This is a genomic window from Campylobacter sp. CCUG 57310, assembly GCF_013201975.1.
Taxonomy (GTDB): domain Bacteria; phylum Campylobacterota; class Campylobacteria; order Campylobacterales; family Campylobacteraceae; genus Campylobacter_A; species Campylobacter_A canis.
Genome location: NZ_CP053845.1, coordinates 1,071,674 through 1,088,010, shown reverse-complemented (window position 1 = coordinate 1,088,010; position 16,337 = coordinate 1,071,674). Strand labels below are relative to the sequence as shown.

Below are 16,337 nucleotides of genomic sequence, written 5' to 3'. Positions count from 1 at the left end.
ATTTTACTTAAAATTTACTTACAAAGATGTTAATTCGTATTAGAAATTTGCGATTATTAAGGTTAAATTTATAAAGCAAAATGGATATGTAAAATTTATAAAATTTAAAGCCGAAAATTGTTTTTGCGGTATTGCAAATTCGTGCTAATTTAAAATTTAGATTCACAAAAGCCTATTAAATTTATCAACTTCAAATTTAACTTATCGTATAATCACGTCTTTTTAAAAGAGAGATTTATATGCCCCTTTCAAGACTAAATACCGAACAATACGCCGCCGCTACCGCTCCAGCCGGGCACAATCTAGTAATAGCAAGCGCAGGCACAGGCAAGACATCTACCATCGTAGCGCGCATAGCTCATTTGCTAAATTTGGGTGTTAAGGCGGAAAAGATACTTTTGCTAACATTTACAAATAAAGCTTCAATCGAGATGATAGAGCGTTTAAATAGGTATTTTGATAAAAAAATTACTTCTAAGATCACGGCTGGCACTTTTCACTCTGTATCTTATTCTCTTTTAAAAGCGCTTGATAAGGGCGTAACTCTAAAGCAGCCAAGTGAACTAAAAACGCTTCTTAAAAGCCTTGTGGATAGGCGTAAATTTTATCATTTAAGCGATATCAAGGCTTACGGCGGAGCCTATCTTTACGATCTTTATTCGCTATTTCAAAATTCCGTCATAGACGGTAATTTCTCCGACTGGCTAAAAGATAGAAGTGACGAACAAGCCGTATATGCTGAAATTTACGAAGATGTTTTAAGGGAATTTGAAGAAGAAAAGGCTAAATTTGGTTACGCGGACTTTAACGATCTGCTTATAAAGATGAGAAAAGAGCTTAAAAAGGGAGCCCCGTTAAGCTTTGATGAAATTTTAGTCGATGAATATCAAGATACCAACACCTTACAAGGCTCGCTCATTGAAGCGTTTAACACCAAAAGCTTGTTTTGCGTCGGTGATTTTGATCAAAGCATTTATGCTTTTAACGGAGCAAATATCGAGATAATCGGCTCTTTTAAGGATCGCTTCTTAAATGCTAAAATTTATGCTCTAAATACGAATTATCGAAGTAGTTCAAGCATACTTGCACTTGCTAATAAAGTCATCTCAAACAACCCGCGCTTGTATGAAAAAAAGCTGATCGTAAGCAGAGATGATAAGAAATTTGCACCTCCGCGCCTGCTGGTTTATGAGGAGCTTTTTGATCAGTACTCAAATATCGCTGAAATAATATCAAACTCAAAATTTAAGCACGAGGAGATCGCTATCATTTTTCGCAACAACTCAAGCGCCGACGGGCTTGAGGTTGCGCTTAGAGAGCGTGGGATAAATTCCAAGCGCAAAGGCGGGATAAGCTTTTTTGAAAGTAGGGAGATAAAAGCACTTATGGATCTTATGGGCATTATCATAAATCCAAAAGATATCATGGCGTTTATCCATATCTTTGAATACGCAAAAGGAGTCGGCGCCGCACTTAGCAAGGAAATTTTCGATGCTTTGGTTAAGCTTGGGCATGGAAACGCGGTTGAGGGATTGTTAAATCCTGACGATAGTGTGAATTTGTTTGAAAAAAAGATGCGAAACTATCAGCTTGGTCTTTTTGATGAGATTGATGAGGTCGGCGAGATGTCAAGATTTTCTAAACTTGGTTTTGGAGAGAAATTTTTTGCTCATCCTATACTTAAAATGCAAAAATTAAGCGAGAGCGGGGCGACGTTTTTGTATGAAATTTATAACTTTTTAATTAGAGCAAAAAGGCTTACTAGACCAAATTCTTTGATAAATGAGATAAAAACAAGCAAAATTTACGCTCTTGTGGCTGAAAATTTAGCAACCAAGCGTGCCACCATGAAAAACGGCAATGTAGATGAAGGCATTAAGCAAGAGGCTAAAGAGCGGATAATGGCAAAGACCGAAGTATTAAGCGAGTTGTCTAAAAACTACTCCGAAGCGCAGAATTTCTATAACTTCATCACACTAGGCAGTAACGAGATGAGTAGTGGCGAAGGGGTAAATCTTTTAAGCGTGCATGCGAGTAAAGGGCTTGAGTTTGAGCAGGTTTTTATCGTGGATCTTGCGCAAAATCGCTTTCCGAATTTAAAGCTTATGAGTATGGGCGGAAGCCTGGAAGAGGAGCGAAGGCTGTTTTATGTAGCTGTTACAAGAGCTAGAGATGAGCTTTTTTTAAGTTATGCAAAATACGATAAAATTAAGAAAATCAACTATCATCCAAGCTGTTTTTTGGTAGAAGCAGGGATGGCGAAGAGTGAAATTTAAGGAAATATTGTGCCAAAGATAAATTTTAACGAGATAAAAAGTATAGAGATCACAAAGCAAAATGCCGAAAATTTTGAGCAGTTAATCGACATAAGAACTCCTTACGAGTGGAATGAAACAGGCGTTATCAAGGGCGCTAAGCTAGTGTATTTTTATGATAATGACAGAGTCTTTAATCCAAAATTTTTAGAAGAAATTTTAGCCGTCGTGGATGTAAATAAACCCGTGGCGCTTATTTGTAGAAGAGGGGTGCGAAGTCTGATGGGGGCTGAAATTTTAGCTTCAAGCGGACTTTTTAAAGAGATTATAAATTTAAGCGGCGGTATGTCAAAGCTATTGTTTGAAGGTTATGAAACGCAAGAAATAGAAAAGCCGTAAATTTAAAACTAAATAAGTGCTTTTGGGTTGAATAATATAAGTTCATGAATTCGCTTTTTAAAAGCTAAATTTATGAAAATTTGACTTGATATACATATAAAATTTAATTAGCGATCAAGCAATAACTATTGTAAATTTAACTACACTGGACTACAAAATTAGGTACTAAATTTAGATAGCTTGTTATTTAGCGTTTCGGTCATTTTGCTTAAATGCTCGGTTGCGCTTGCGATCTCTTCAACGCTTTTTGCATTTTGAGCCGAGCATTCGGCTATATCAGACATGCCTTGCAAGATCGCATTTACGTCTTGGCCCGTTTTGATATAGTCTTCAACTGCTTTATCTGACATCAAAACGGCTTTTTTGATGCTTTCGTTCATCGAAACTATCTTGCCTTTAACCTCATCGACAACCGAAGTTAGCTCGCTGATCTGCTTTGAGTTTAAATTCATCTGCGCACTTGAATCAGATATAGCGCCAACTATGATATTTATGGTCGAATTTATTTCGATGAGTGAATTTTGAGTTCTTTCAGCAAGAGTTCTTACCTCATCAGCAACTACGGCAAATCCTCTTCCGTGCTCTCCTGCGCGAGCGGCCTCAATGGCGGCATTAAGAGCGAGCAAATTCGTCTGATCGGCGATCTCGTCTATAACCGATAGTATGTTTCTAACTTGCTCGGCGTCTTTATTTAGCTCTGAAATTTTATTTGCCAGCGCAAGTTCGGTTTGAACGCTTGAGTTTATTTTATCGCTTAGGCGAGATATGGCTTCGTTTGCCGTATCGATCTGGTTTATGGCGTTTTGCATATCGCTTTTGCTCTGTTTTGCCTCTTCTATGGAGGTTTTTATCTGATCTTTGATTAAAGAAGCTTTTGCGGTAGTTTCATTTGTTGTTATCAAGGATTTTTCTACGTTTTGTCCGGTTTGCAAAGATGTAGCCGATAGCTCGTAGGCGACTGATGAATTTTCAGTTGATAAATTTTTGGCTTCAGATATCAGGCTTTTTAAGTTGCTCGTGGCTATTTTTAAAAGTCCTAATGCGCTATTTTTAAAATCGGTACTGATTTCTACAGCTAAATTTCCGCTTGAAATTTCTTTCATAACGCTTTCGATGCGGGCAGGCTTTGCTCCTAAAATTCCTTCAGTAACCTTTGTGCTAAGATATGCGAAGAAAAATATCGTTAGAATTACCACCGCAGAAAGGACTAAAAATATATTTTGCATATTATCAAGTTTATGCTTATATATGCTAAATTCGTTTGCGGTTCTATTTTCAACCATAGTAAAAAACTCATTTATAGGCTGAGCGATGTTTGCTTTGTGGTTATTGTAGTTGTCGCCAAATACCAAATTCATAGCTTTTTCTTTTGCTTCACTTGGATTATAGTGAAGCAAAGAAGCGGACTTGATCATATCTATAGCTTCAAATTCAAGCTTTGCCAGATCAATGGATCTATTTTCGGCATCTTCTAGTTTTTTAAACTCACTATCGCTAAAACCCTCTTTTTTCATAAGTTCTTTTAACGGTATTTTTTCATTTGTGCCTGCGCGAGGGACTTTGCCGTTTCTGATATCTAGGACTTTATTATACTCTTTTTCATATATTTCATTACCGTTTGTAGCAACGAATAATCTAACGAATTTGGTTAAATCATCCGAGCTTTGACGCAGCTCGTCGGCCAGCTTGTATGAAATAAGCTGTCTGCTTGAAGAATTTGTAAGCTTGGCTGATGTCTCTTGCATTTTTAAAAAGACACAACCAAGCGCAACTATAAAACCTATACAAAAAAGAGTAACAACTCTCTGAAAATTTTTCGAATAAACTATCTTCGTCATTGAGCGTAATATCCTTACTCCGCGTCAAATTTAAGTTTTGTAATTATATTTTTTTTAATTTTAAAGTATTATAAAATTATATTTTTTACAAGGCCTTTAATATTATTTTAATCAAACTCTTACTAAATTCGGATGGATTTTCTAGATCCATTCCCTCATTTAGCTTCGCCATATTAAGCAATAAATTTGAAACATCATGCACCATTAATTCATTTTTGGATAGTTTTTCAAAAATTTCATGATCTGGATTTATCTCAAGGATAGGCTTGGCATTTGGTATATTTGACTGCCCCATCTGCCTTAAGATAGTTTGCATAGCAAAATCAGGATCGTTCTTGTCATAGACTAAAACGGCTGCCGATTCGCTAAGGCGCGAACTAAGCTTTACGTCTTTTACTTCATCTTTTAAAATTTCGCGCATCTTGGCTAAAATTCCCACGTGTTTACTCTCGTCCACAGCTTCGCTATCATCTTTTATCTCGCTATCTACGTCAGAGTGAGTGATAGATTTGATAGCGGTTTTGTCAAATTCATTTACCATAGGCATAACGATAGTGTCGATCTCTTCGTCCATTATAAGCACTTCTATGCCCTTTTTCTTAAAGCTCTCTAGCAAAGGAGAATTTTTAAGCATAGATTCGTTGTTGCCGCTTATGTAGTAAATGCTTTTTTGATCCGCGCTCATCGCCTCTTTATACTCCTTAAGGCTAATTAGACCATCGCGTTTGCTTGATTTAAACAGGCACAGATCTAAAATTTGCTCTTTGTCGTTGCCAAAGCCGTACAGTCCTTCTTTAAGCACTTTGCCAAACATTGCGTAAAATTTTATGTATTTTTCTCTATCTTTATCTTTAAGTTTGGAAAGCTCGCTTAAAATTTTCTTTACGCTTTGCTCTTTTACGTTTCTCATTATCGCATTTTCTTGTAAAATTTCACGGCTTACGTTTAGCGGCAGATCCTCTACATCGATAATTCCGCGTACAAATCTCAAGTAAGGAGGCAGAAGCTCTTTGGCGTCATCGCTTATAAAAACGCACTTAACGTATAGCTTCACGCCGCTTTGATAATCAACGCGAAACAGATCAAACGGCTCAGTCGCAGGGATGTAAAATAGTGTGCTGTATTCGATCTTGCCTTCAGCTTTAGTGTGTATATGAAGCAGCGGATCTACGTTATTATGGCTGATTTGCTTATAAAAGTCATTGTATTCACCGGTTTTTATGCTAGTTTTATTCATTCTCCAAAGAGCAGAAGCCTTGTTTATCTGCGTGTTTTTGCTTTCATAGCTTCCTTCTTTTTCTCCATCTTTTGGCGGTATATACTCTTCTTTATCGGCAAATATCGGATAAGGGATGTGGTTTGAATACTTCTTGATGATATTTTCTATTCTATAGATATTGCTAAATTCATCATCTTTAAGATGTAGGGTTATGGTTGTGCCGTGACCTTCTTTTTTAGCCTCTTTTATCTCGTAGCTTTTTGCATCCGAACTCCATAAAAACGCTTCTTCCTCAAGCGCCTTCTTGCTTAAAACCTCTATCTTGTCCGCAACTATAAATGCCGAGTAAAAGCCCACTCCAAACTGACCTATAAGAGAGCTATCTTTTTTTGCTTTATCGCTAAGCTCTTTTAAAAAGCTCTTTGTGCCGCTTCTTGCGATGGTGCCTAGATTGTTGATTAGATCTTCCTTGTTCATTCCGATACCGTTATCGCTGATAGTTAGCGTCTTTTTATCTTTATCAAAGCTTATATCAATTCTTGGCGTGTAACTTAGGGCTTTGTATTTTTCATCCGTTAAAGATAGATAATTTAGTTTATCAAGCGCGTCTGAAGCGTTTGACACAAGCTCTCTTAAGAAAATTTCCTTGTTCGAGTATAGAGAGTGAATCATAAGATCAAGGAGTTGACTTACTTCTGTTTGGAATTCAAATTTGTCTGCTTTTTTTGGCATATTTTTCCTTTTGTTTTAAAATTTTTAGCAGATTATACTACAAATTGCTAATATTTTCAAGATAAATATAATAAACTTGATATAGATGGTATCAAGTTTTAGCAAATTCGTAGTAAGTAGAGTGAGTTAAATTTAAGCGAGCTTAATAAAATTGATTGTAAAATTATCTAAATTTATAGCGTTAAAGATAAATTTACAAGGCGATAAGATGGGTTTAAACATTCAAAACTCAAAGCCGTTTTATAAAATTTACGAAAGAGAAGCGGCTTTAGTCGGACTTAATTTTATATTATATTTGATTTGTCTATTTTTGATTGCACTGCCTTTGTCTATTTTTGGAGATGGCTGGGTATGCATGCTTGGAATCTCAAGCTCTATCTTTTTGGTCTGGCTGATGCAGTTATCATTATTTTTTAATTACGCAGAAATTTATGAAGATAGGATTGTTATTAATAGATTTGCATTTAAAGATACGATTATAAAAGCCGAAGATTTGGAGGTCGGTTTTAGTATTTTTATGGATGATTTTATGCCTGATAAAGTATGGATAACTTGGAAGAGAAAATACTTCATAAATGGATTGTTCGTAATAATAGGCTTAAATCCGGATCAATCTGATGAAATGCTAAAAGAGTTGATTTCGTTAAAAGATAGGAGCGGAAGAGAAAATATCAAAAATAATGAAAAAGATGATATTTTTCCGGAAATACTTTCAGATAGGATAGGCTTGCAATCAAAAAACGAGTCGCAAGATAAGGCCGAAGTAGTTCTGTATAGGCTTGATAAGAGAAATCCGTTTTTTGTAATACAAGATTTTACAATGTCAGCTTTTTTATTTGTACTTACAATGTTATTTTTGATTTGTGATAATAAGTTTCTGCAAGTCATTGGAATTTTGCTTACTGTATTTTCAATTTGGTTTTTATGCTCGCTGTTATTTTTTAACTACATAGAAATATATGAAGACAGAATTGTGATTGGTAGATTTTTATTTAAAGATACTATTATAAATGCTGAAGAGATAGATTATTGTTATGTTTTTAGTCATACTTTTTCTCCCGAGCATGTACAGATAGCAAAAAAGAAAAAAGGTTTATTTCGTAAAATGTATATCATAACGAGTTTAACCTTTAGGCAAGCAAACGATATATCAAGCAATGTTTTCTCTGTTAAAATACAATAAGTATAAATTTGTTGATTTTAATATAATCCATTTATTATCTTCAAAATTTTCTTACTGTTATAAACTTTTGCCTGCTCTTTTAAAAATTTGTAGCTATTTTCAAGCTCGCAAAGTCCGTGCTGTAGTAAAAGTTCAATCGCTCTATCGTTATCTAATATTACATTTACGAGGATAAAAAGCTCTATCTCTTTTGAGTCTATTTCTTTTAACTCTTGAAATTTTAGAATTTTTTCTAAAAACCTAATCCTCTCTTTATAAAATTTATCAAATTTTTGTGTTTTTGCAAACTCTCTTTCTTTACTGTTTTCTAATTTGTCTCTATGGATACTAAGGTTGTTTTGCCCTATAAATATGGCTGTATCGGCAGCTATAGAAAGCATGATTCTAGTAGTATCTCTTGCGCCATTATCGATAAGGTATCTAAAAATTTCAAATTTATTAACCGAGTAAGCCGTCGCTAAAAGCTCTTTGGCGTTTATATCGGCTCCATGCTTAACTAAGACTTTAACTAGCTTTAAAATTTCATCCTCACTTATGCCACTTTTTATCTCATGATCAAAACCTAAAGCAATAGCCATATGAAGCACAGAAGAGTTGTTTATGCGGTACATATCGTAGTTTAGGTCAGGCTTAAATTTAAGAATTTTTTCTATGCGTTCAAAGTCAAATTTGCCTGTATTTCCAACTTTGCTATTTATAATGAAAAATGAAAAAATTCGCTCGTTGTATTCATTTGTCTCTTTATTTATCAAATTTGGATTTTTCTCCAAGGCCGCAAGCAGATCGTCAAGATACTCATTTACCTGCTCGTTTGTGATGTTTTCGTCATAAAATTTTTCAAAATTTAACTCATAACCAAAAGCGAGCGTAAATATAAAGGCTAAAATAGCAAAAATCTTTTTCATGTTTTTCCTTTTTTAAGCTAGGTTCAAATTTGACATCTGATTTAAATCGCTAGATTAAGATAGTAAGCCACTTGGGTAGAAATAGGCATAACGCCAATGATAAATAAGCTTACTCTTTGGCGTTTTGTCTTGATTTAAGCTCGGCGTCGTATACTTCTTGCATCTTTTCCCTAGCGTTTTCAAGCCAGTTTTTGTCGCTTGTATCTATTAAGTCAAGGCAGATTATCTTCACTTCGCCATTTTTAAAGCTGAAATTTGTAACGTCAAGGATATCCGTGCCTACAAGCACGATAGGCTGTATCTTTAAATTTAGCTTGTCGGCGATAATTTTTGCTCCGCCTTTAAACGGCAAAAGTTTGTTTGTGCGAGAGCGAGTGCCTTCGGGAAATATCGCCAAGACTCGTCCGTTTTGCACTCTATCTTCCGCCTCTTTTACGATCTTTACAAGAGCATGTTTGCTCTCGCGATCTACCGCAATCATCTTTGGTATATCGATTATCTTACCTATGATAGGGATTTTTTTGATCTCTTTTTTTGCAAGCCAGCAGATGTTTTTAGGATGAACCTCTTCTAAGACGATGATATCAAGCATGCTTTGGTGATTCATTATTATCATATTGGCTTCGTCGTTAAATTCGCCTTCTATCTTTAGCGAGTATCCTCCGCAGAGCCTTTGAAATCTTCCCCAAATTCGTCTGATAGGGCGGTTGTGTTTATTAAAAGCCCACATAAAAAAAACTACCCAAAAGACAGACAGGATAAAAGTAACGGTGAAAAATGCCGCTTTAATTCTTGAAAAGATCATCTTTTAGCACCCATCCTATCTTGCCATCTTGCATAAGCACCTTTTTATACTCCTCTCTCTCACCTAAAATTTCAACCTTTTGCTGCTCTTTGGCAGTGTGGAAAACGGTTGAATTTTGAGTAGGCAAAATTTTTACATTGATATTTTCTTTTAGAGTCGCACTTCCAAACGGATTGTAGGTGTATAGTCCGTAAGAGCCAAAAATGAGAGTCGCGATTAGGTATATGTAGCTTTTTTTGATTAAAAACATCACAAAAGAAACCGCAAGCAGGGTGTAGCCTGCTATGTTTTTATAGTTTTCAAACTTGCTTTGTTTCGGATTTAGTCCTATTTGAGTGCTAATCTCGTCATCTTCAACTATAACAGGAAGCGAAAAGCTGATAAATTTTTTCTCTTTGAGGCTAAAGTAATTAAAATCAAAATTCTCTCTTGTCGGCTCAAATACGGCAAAATAATATCCGTTTTGAGAAGTTAAATTCCCGCTTATCGAATCAACTCCTTGTTTGATAATGCTCTTATCGTCCATATAAAAGTCGGCTATATTACCGTTTTTAGAGCCTATCTCTACGACCATTATTAAGTTTTTGTCATCAAATTTACTCGTTTTATGCTTTTTTACTTCAAGAAGATCGGCTACCACATGGCTAAATTTCTCGTCGCTTTTTACCTCGTTAAATTTAGGCAGAGTAACGATTGTGCTTGCGGTTTGAAAAAACTCGCCGTTTCTTTTTAGATTCAGAGTTATTTTCGGGTTTTTAGGCTTTGAGGAGTTAGCTTCTAGATAAATTTCGCTCTTATATACTCCGTTTCCGCTATGCTCCCACTGCAAATTCGGATTTAGCCATTTGATGTTTTCGCTCTCTTCGATTATGGTTTGTATATCAACGGTTATATTATCTTGAGTATCGGCAGTAAGAGTAAATTTAAAAATCTCGCCTTCGTAAGCTTGTTTTGGCATACCTGAAGGCTTTAAAATGAGCTTATTTGGCTCTACATGCTGATAAATTTGCGTATCTTTTAGGTTAAATTCAGGCTCATTGGTAGGAGCGATGTTTTCAGGAATTTTTGGACGTTTTATAACCTTATCGCTTCGCTCCTCTTTCATCATATCAAAGACACTTGGCTCTTGAGCTAAAGCAAAAAGAGCCACAAAAAGAGCGGTAAAAAGCCTTAGCAAACTAGCCCTTTAAGCATCTTAAGCCCGTCATCCGTGCCTAAAATTTTCTCGCAAGCTCGCTCAGGATGAGGCATGAGTCCGAAAATTCTTTTGCTTTTATCACAAATTCCCGCTATCGCATCAACCGAGCCGTTTGGATTTAGCTCTTTGCCGTCTTTATCGCAGTATTTTAAAAGCACTTGCTCGTTGTCGTACATGCTTTTTAGTGTGTCTTCATCGGTGTAAAAGTTCCCTTCTCCATGAGCTAACGGGATATTTACTATCTCGCCGACTTTTAAATTTGAAAGAAATTTATTTGAGTTGGCTATAACTTTAAGATGATGATACTTTGATATAAAGCTTAAATTTTCGTTTCTTCTCATTGCTCCCGCAAGCAGTTTTAGCTCGCAAAGCATTTGAAAGCCGTTGCAAATTCCTAAGATATATCCACCTTTTTGAGCGTGCTTTAAGACGGCTTTCATGGCAGGAGAAAATTTAGCTATCGCTGCCGTTCTAAGATAGTCTCCGTAGCTAAAGCCGCCCGGAAGCACTATAAGATCGGCATTTATCTCATCTTGCTTGTGCCAAATTATCTCCGTTTGGCATCCTAAAATTTCAAAAGCATACTCGGTATCCGTTTCGCAGTTTGTTCCAGGAAATAAGACTATGGCGACTTTCATACTATGATCTCGTAATCTTCTATCACGGTATTTGCCAGCAACTCCTCACACATCTTTTCAAGCTCTTTTTTTGCCGATTGCGATGATGAGGCGTTAATATCAAGTACGATTTGTTTGCCGATACGAACGTTTGAAATCCCGCTAAAACCTAGTGATTCCAGCGCGTGTTCTACCGCTTTTCCTTGAGGATCCAAGACACCGTTTTTAAGCGATACATTTACTACTGCTTTCATTTTTGCCCTTAAGATAAAATTCTTTTTAATACTTCTTCGTAAGCCAATTTTACGCTTCCTAAATCCTGTCTAAATCTATCTTTATCTAGTTTTTCATTTGTGGTTGCATCCCAAAATCTGCAACTATCAGGACTTATTTCATCGGCAAGCAGGATATTTCCGTCCTTATCTACACCAAATTCGACTTTAAAATCAACCAGCTTTAAATTCCTATCCGCAAAGAATTTAAACAGAGTGGAATTTATCTCTCTGCCGATATGTTTAAGTCTGTCAAGATCGTTTTCGCTCTTTACAAGTCCCATAGCAAGGCAGTGTTCGTCATTTACTAAAGGATCGCCCAGCGCGTCGTCTTTGTAATATAACTCAACCAAAGCAAAAGGCAAAACAGTCCCCTCAGGTATGGCTAGTCTTTTGGTAAGAGAGCCTGTCGCGATGTTTCTTACTACGACTTCAAGCGGTATTATTTGGCATTTTTTGACAAGTTGCTCTGTGTCGCTTATGGTTCTTACAAGGTGGGTGGCTATGCCTTTTTCTTTAAGAAGTCCAAAAATTTGCGTAGAAATTTTGTTGTTTAGCGCTCCTTTGCCTACTTCGTTGCCTTTTTTTTCTGCATTAAAAGCCGTCAGATCGTCTTTAAATTCGGCAATCAAAAGATCAGGATCATCGGTTGCGTACATCCTTTTGCCTTTTCCTTCATAAACCAACTCTCGTTTTTCCATAAGCTTGTCTCCTTATTTGAATTTTAGAACTTTTATAGCGTCAATTGCTGATTTTAATTGCAAGTCTTCATTTACTTTTTCTTGCGACAGTATCGTTTTATCTTCTTTGCTTTCGTCTTTTTTGGCAGTTGAATTTGTATCTTTTTTACCGTCATCTAGCTTGCTAAGCTCATTTGTAAGGTGCTTTTTAAGCTCGTTTTCCTTGATGGCAAAAGCGTGAGTATCCTCAAGCGGAACTTTGCCTGGATGAACAATAAGATCAGGTGTTACACCTACGGCTTGTATAGTACGACCGCTTGGTAGATAGTATCTTGCGATAGTTAGACGGATGGCTTCTTTGTCATCTACCGGAAGGATTATCTGCACGCTTCCTTTACCGAATGTTTTTTCGCCGATAACTATACCGCGCTTATGATCTTGCAAGGAACCGCTTACGATCTCGCTTGCACTTGCGCTTCCGCCGTTTACTAAGATTGCTAGCGGAAGGTTTGTTATTTTGTTGCTTTTAGAGGCTTTGTATTCTGAATTTTCGCTTGCGTTTCTACCTTTTTGAGATACTATCACGCCGTTATCTATAAATAAATTCGTAAGACCTACGGCTTGGTTTAAAAGTCCGCCCGGATTATTTCTAAGATCAAGAATTATGCCTTGTGCTTTTGGATATTTTTTAATGAATTCTTCGGCTTTTTTAGTTACGTGCTTGTCGAAATTTGTAACGCGAAGATATAAGATATTTTCATTTTCTATCATCTTGGCATATACCGATTCTACCGATATTATGTCCCTGATTAAGTTTACGTCAAACGGCTTTGGCTCGCCTTTTCGCACTATCGTTATAGTAATTGGCGTCTTTGGTTTGCCGCGCATTTTATTAACGGCCTCTTCTATAGTTGTTCCAAGTGTCGCGTTTCCGTCTATTCTTAAGATGATGTCGCCGCTTTTTATTCCGGCTTTATCTGCAGGAGTGCCTTCAATAGGCGATACAACCGTAAGTGCGCCGTCTCTTATGCCGACCGTTATGCCAAGTCCGCCAAATTCGCCGTTTGTTTGAACCTGCATATCTTTAAAGGCTTTTTCGTTTAAAAATCCAGAATGCGCATCAAGGTTGTTTAAAAGCCCTTCGATTGCCTTATCTACGATCTCTTTGAATTTCATATCATCTACATAGTATTTTTCAACGGTTGATATTGTTTTTGTAAATTTTGATAAAGCTTCGAGTCTAGCGCTTGCGTCATCTTCGTTGTTTTTTGCGTTTAAATTTATGGTTATTAAGCCGGCCGCAAGAACTGTCGAGATAAAGCCTGAAGCAAAAAAAAGTTTTTTCTTGTTCAAAAAATTCTCCTATACATTAATTAAATGAGATTAATTTTAATGAAATTTGGCTAAAAATCGGCTAAATTTAAAAGATTTTATAATATATTGAATTGATTGAATACGCATTAATTTTTAAGCGTTATGAGTTAAAAAAGTATCAAAATTAAAATTTGAAATTTATTAAATTTTAGCTGTTGTGCAGTTCAAATTTGATATCTCAAAAGATTAAGGTTAGTAAAATCACTAATGAAACTTGACAATACTTCACTAAATATATATAATATAAACATTATAAAATAAAGGAGAGTAAAATGTCAAACATAGGAGAAAGCTTAACCGCACAGATGCAAGAAACCCTTGAAAACGGTATAAGTTTAGCTTTGCACACTAAAAATCCGCAAGTTATGCCTTTGCACGTTTTTTGGGGTTTGGTTACGGACTCGGCTTCCATACTAAATCAAGTCTTCAATCAGATGTCAATCTCAAAAAATGCTGTTGATTTAGAGGTCAAAAGCAAAATTTCAAGCCTTGCAACAAGCTCAAATGTAAGCAAAGAAAATATCCAAATTTCTCGCGAGCTTTTAAATTCGCTTGAGAGCGCAAAGGCTCTTATGGTAAGTATGGGCGATAGCTTTATAGCGGTTGATACTTGGATAATTTCCGCTTTAGAGATTAAAGAGATAAGAGAAATTTTAGCTAAATTTACCGATGTTCTTGAGATCAAAAAGAGCTTAGAAGCCATAAGGGCAGGGCGCAAGATAGACACTCAAACAAGCGACGAAATTCTTGATAGTTTGGAAAAATTCGGTATCGATCTAACCAAAAAGGCTATAAACGCCGAGCTTGATCCGGTTATCGGACGAGATGAAGAGATAACTAGGATGATGCAAATTCTAATAAGAAAGAGCAAAAACAATCCTATCTTGCTTGGTGAACCGGGCGTTGGAAAAACAGCGATAGTCGAGGGGCTAGCTCAAAAGATAGTTTCAAAAGACGTTCCCGTAAGTCTTATGAACAAGCGAGTTATAGTGCTTGATATGAGCGCTCTTATTGCGGGCGCAAAGTATAGAGGTGAATTTGAAGATAGGCTAAAAGCCGTCATAAGCGAGGTAAAAAGCGCAGGCAATATCATACTTTTTATCGATGAAATTCATACTATCGTCGGTGCGGGAGCGAGCGAAGGAAGTATGGACGCGGCAAATATACTAAAGCCTGCACTTGCAAGAGGAGAGCTTCATGCCGTGGGTGCAACGACACTAAAAGAGTATAGGAAATATTTTGAAAAAGACGCCGCGCTTCAGCGCCGATTTCAGCCTATTGACGTAAAAGAGCCAAGTGTAAATGAGGCTTTGCAAATTTTGCGCGGTATAAAGGAGCGTTTAGAGGTTCACCATAGCGTAAGCATAACCGACAGCGCTTTGGTAGCGGCTGCAAAGCTAAGCGACCGCTATATCTCAAACCGCTTTTTACCTGATAAAGCTATAGACCTCATCGATGAAGCGGCGGCTGAGCTTAAGATGCAGATAGAAAGCGAGCCTTATGAGCTGGCTAAGATTAAGCGCGAGATAGTGACATTGCAGGTTGAAAAAGAGGCGCTTAAGATGGAAGATGAGGCTAAAAACGAAGAGCGTCTTAAAGAGATAGAGAAAGAAATTGCCGATCTAAACGAGAAAAAGCAAGCTCTTGAAGTGAAATTTGAAAACGAAAAGAGCGTATTTAACGGAATTTCAAATGCAAAAAAAGAGATAGAAACTCTTAAAAACGAGGCCGAGATAGCTCGTAGAAACGGTGATCTTCAAAAGGCCGCCGAGATAGAATACGGCAAAATTTTAGACGCTTCAAATCGCCAAAAAGAGCTTGAGATAAAGTGGGAAGAGATGAAGAAAGCTGGCGTGCTGCTTAAAAATCAAGTTGATGAGGAGCTGGTTGCGGGAATTTTAAGCAAGTGGACGGGAATTTCGGTTTCAAAGATGCTAACGAGCGAGAAGCAAAAATACTTGATGATAGAGGATCATTTAAGAGATAGCGTGGTAGGGCAAGATCCTGCGCTTCACGCTTTAGCAAGAGCTATCAAACGAAATAAAGCGGGGCTCAATGAAGGCTCTCGTCCGATAGGATCGTTTCTTTTCCTTGGTCCAACAGGCGTGGGCAAGACCCAGTCGGCTAAGGCTCTGGCTAAATTTTTGTTTGATGACGAAAGGGCGCTTATACGCTTTGACATGAGCGAATATATGGAAAAGCACAGTGTGAGCCGCCTGCTTGGAGCGCCTCCGGGATATGTAGGATATGATGAGGGTGGGCAGCTAACAGAGGCCGTTAGAAGGCGTCCATATAGCGTGATACTATTTGACGAGATAGAAAAGGCGCATAAGGATGTGTTTAATATCCTGCTTGGTATCATGGATGACGGGCGAGCGACGGATAATAAGAGTGTTACTGTTGATTTTAAAAATACGATCATTATCCTAACCTCAAATATCGCTTCAAATTTTATTATGGATTTAAAGGGCGAAGAGAGGGAAGAGGCAGTTAAAAACGAGCTGAAAAGCTACTTTAAGCCTGAATTTTTAAACAGGCTTGATGATACTATCATCTTTAATCCGCTAAGCGAAGAAGGGCTTGTTCAAATCGTAGCAATTATGTTTAAAGAGCTTGAAAAAACGCTTCTAAATCGCGGCATTAAGGCTAGCATGAATGAAGAGGCTAAGAAATTTATAGCCAAAGCCGGATTTGATATAGTCTATGGCGCTAGACCGCTTAGACGCGCACTTTATGAGCTTGTTGAAGATCGTTTAGCCGATATGATATTAAAAGATGAGCTTGAAAGCGGTGATGAGATCGTGATAAACTCAAACGGTGAAGATACATCCATAGAAGTTTTAAGATAGTTTAAAGAGCC

13 protein-coding genes are annotated in these 16,337 nt (G+C 37.0%); 4 read left to right on the top strand and 9 right to left on the bottom strand.

From position 1 onward, the window contains the following. The first annotated feature begins 239 nt into the window (after positions 1 to 239). Positions 240 to 2,276, top strand: coding sequence for an ATP-dependent helicase (locus tag CORI_RS05340; protein WP_173031118.1), 2,037 nt, complete (start codon positions 240 to 242; stop codon positions 2,274 to 2,276). Positions 2,277 to 2,285: 9 nt separating this feature from the next. Then, positions 2,286 to 2,654: a rhodanese-like domain-containing protein gene (locus tag CORI_RS05335; protein WP_254064886.1), complete on the top strand. Its 369-nt coding sequence runs from the start codon at positions 2,286 to 2,288 to the stop codon at positions 2,652 to 2,654. Between the two features lie 158 nt (positions 2,655 to 2,812). Here the strand turns inward: CORI_RS05335 and CORI_RS10785 are convergent, their stop codons facing one another. Next, positions 2,813 to 4,492, bottom strand: coding sequence for a methyl-accepting chemotaxis protein (locus tag CORI_RS10785; protein WP_173031117.1), 1,680 nt, complete (start codon positions 4,490 to 4,492; stop codon positions 2,813 to 2,815). Between the two features lie 85 nt (positions 4,493 to 4,577). Then, positions 4,578 to 6,443: a molecular chaperone HtpG gene (gene htpG, locus CORI_RS05325; RefSeq protein ID WP_173031116.1), complete on the bottom strand. Its 1,866-nt coding sequence runs from the start codon at positions 6,441 to 6,443 to the stop codon at positions 4,578 to 4,580. 208 nt (positions 6,444 to 6,651) lie between these two features. Between htpG and CORI_RS05320 the strand changes: the two genes are divergently transcribed. Further along, positions 6,652 to 7,626 (top strand): hypothetical protein, encoded by a 975-nt coding sequence (locus CORI_RS05320; RefSeq protein ID WP_173031115.1) that lies wholly within the window; start codon positions 6,652 to 6,654, stop codon positions 7,624 to 7,626. A gap of 17 nt (positions 7,627 to 7,643) precedes the next feature. Here the strand turns inward: CORI_RS05320 and CORI_RS10600 are convergent, their stop codons facing one another. From CORI_RS10600 to CORI_RS05285, 7 genes are all read right to left on the bottom strand, one after another. Beyond that, complete coding sequence (locus CORI_RS10600) at positions 7,644 to 8,531, bottom strand: hypothetical protein (protein WP_216842239.1); 888 nt, start codon at positions 8,529 to 8,531, stop codon at positions 7,644 to 7,646. 109 nt (positions 8,532 to 8,640) lie between these two features. Further along, positions 8,641 to 9,336, bottom strand: a complete 696-nt coding sequence (locus CORI_RS05310) for a 1-acyl-sn-glycerol-3-phosphate acyltransferase (RefSeq protein WP_173031114.1) — start codon at positions 9,334 to 9,336, stop codon at positions 8,641 to 8,643. Then, a complete protein-coding gene (locus CORI_RS05305; RefSeq protein ID WP_173031113.1) occupies positions 9,317 to 10,513 on the bottom strand; it encodes an SH3 domain-containing protein in 1,197 nt (398 codons plus the stop codon). The genes CORI_RS05310 and CORI_RS05305 overlap by 20 nt, the downstream gene beginning before the upstream one ends. Then, a complete protein-coding gene (purQ, locus tag CORI_RS05300; RefSeq protein WP_173031112.1) occupies positions 10,507 to 11,172 on the bottom strand; it encodes a phosphoribosylformylglycinamidine synthase subunit PurQ in 666 nt (221 codons plus the stop codon). Before purQ ends, CORI_RS05305 begins: the two co-directional genes overlap by 7 nt. Beyond that, positions 11,169 to 11,405, bottom strand: coding sequence for a phosphoribosylformylglycinamidine synthase subunit PurS (gene purS, locus CORI_RS05295; protein WP_169940805.1), 237 nt, complete (start codon positions 11,403 to 11,405; stop codon positions 11,169 to 11,171). Before purS ends, purQ begins: the two co-directional genes overlap by 4 nt. A gap of 8 nt (positions 11,406 to 11,413) precedes the next feature. Continuing rightward, positions 11,414 to 12,124, bottom strand: a complete 711-nt coding sequence (purC, locus tag CORI_RS05290; protein WP_173031111.1) for a phosphoribosylaminoimidazolesuccinocarboxamide synthase — start codon at positions 12,122 to 12,124, stop codon at positions 11,414 to 11,416. A 12-nt stretch (positions 12,125 to 12,136) separates the two neighbouring features. Further along, positions 12,137 to 13,456, bottom strand: a complete 1,320-nt coding sequence (locus CORI_RS05285) for a S41 family peptidase (RefSeq protein WP_173031110.1) — start codon at positions 13,454 to 13,456, stop codon at positions 12,137 to 12,139. 293 nt (positions 13,457 to 13,749) lie between these two features. On the opposite strand from CORI_RS05285, the gene CORI_RS05280 reads away from it, so the two are divergent. Further along, positions 13,750 to 16,326, top strand: a complete 2,577-nt coding sequence (locus CORI_RS05280) for an ATP-dependent Clp protease ATP-binding subunit (protein ID WP_173031109.1) — start codon at positions 13,750 to 13,752, stop codon at positions 16,324 to 16,326. The last annotated feature ends 11 nt before the right edge of the window (positions 16,327 to 16,337 follow it).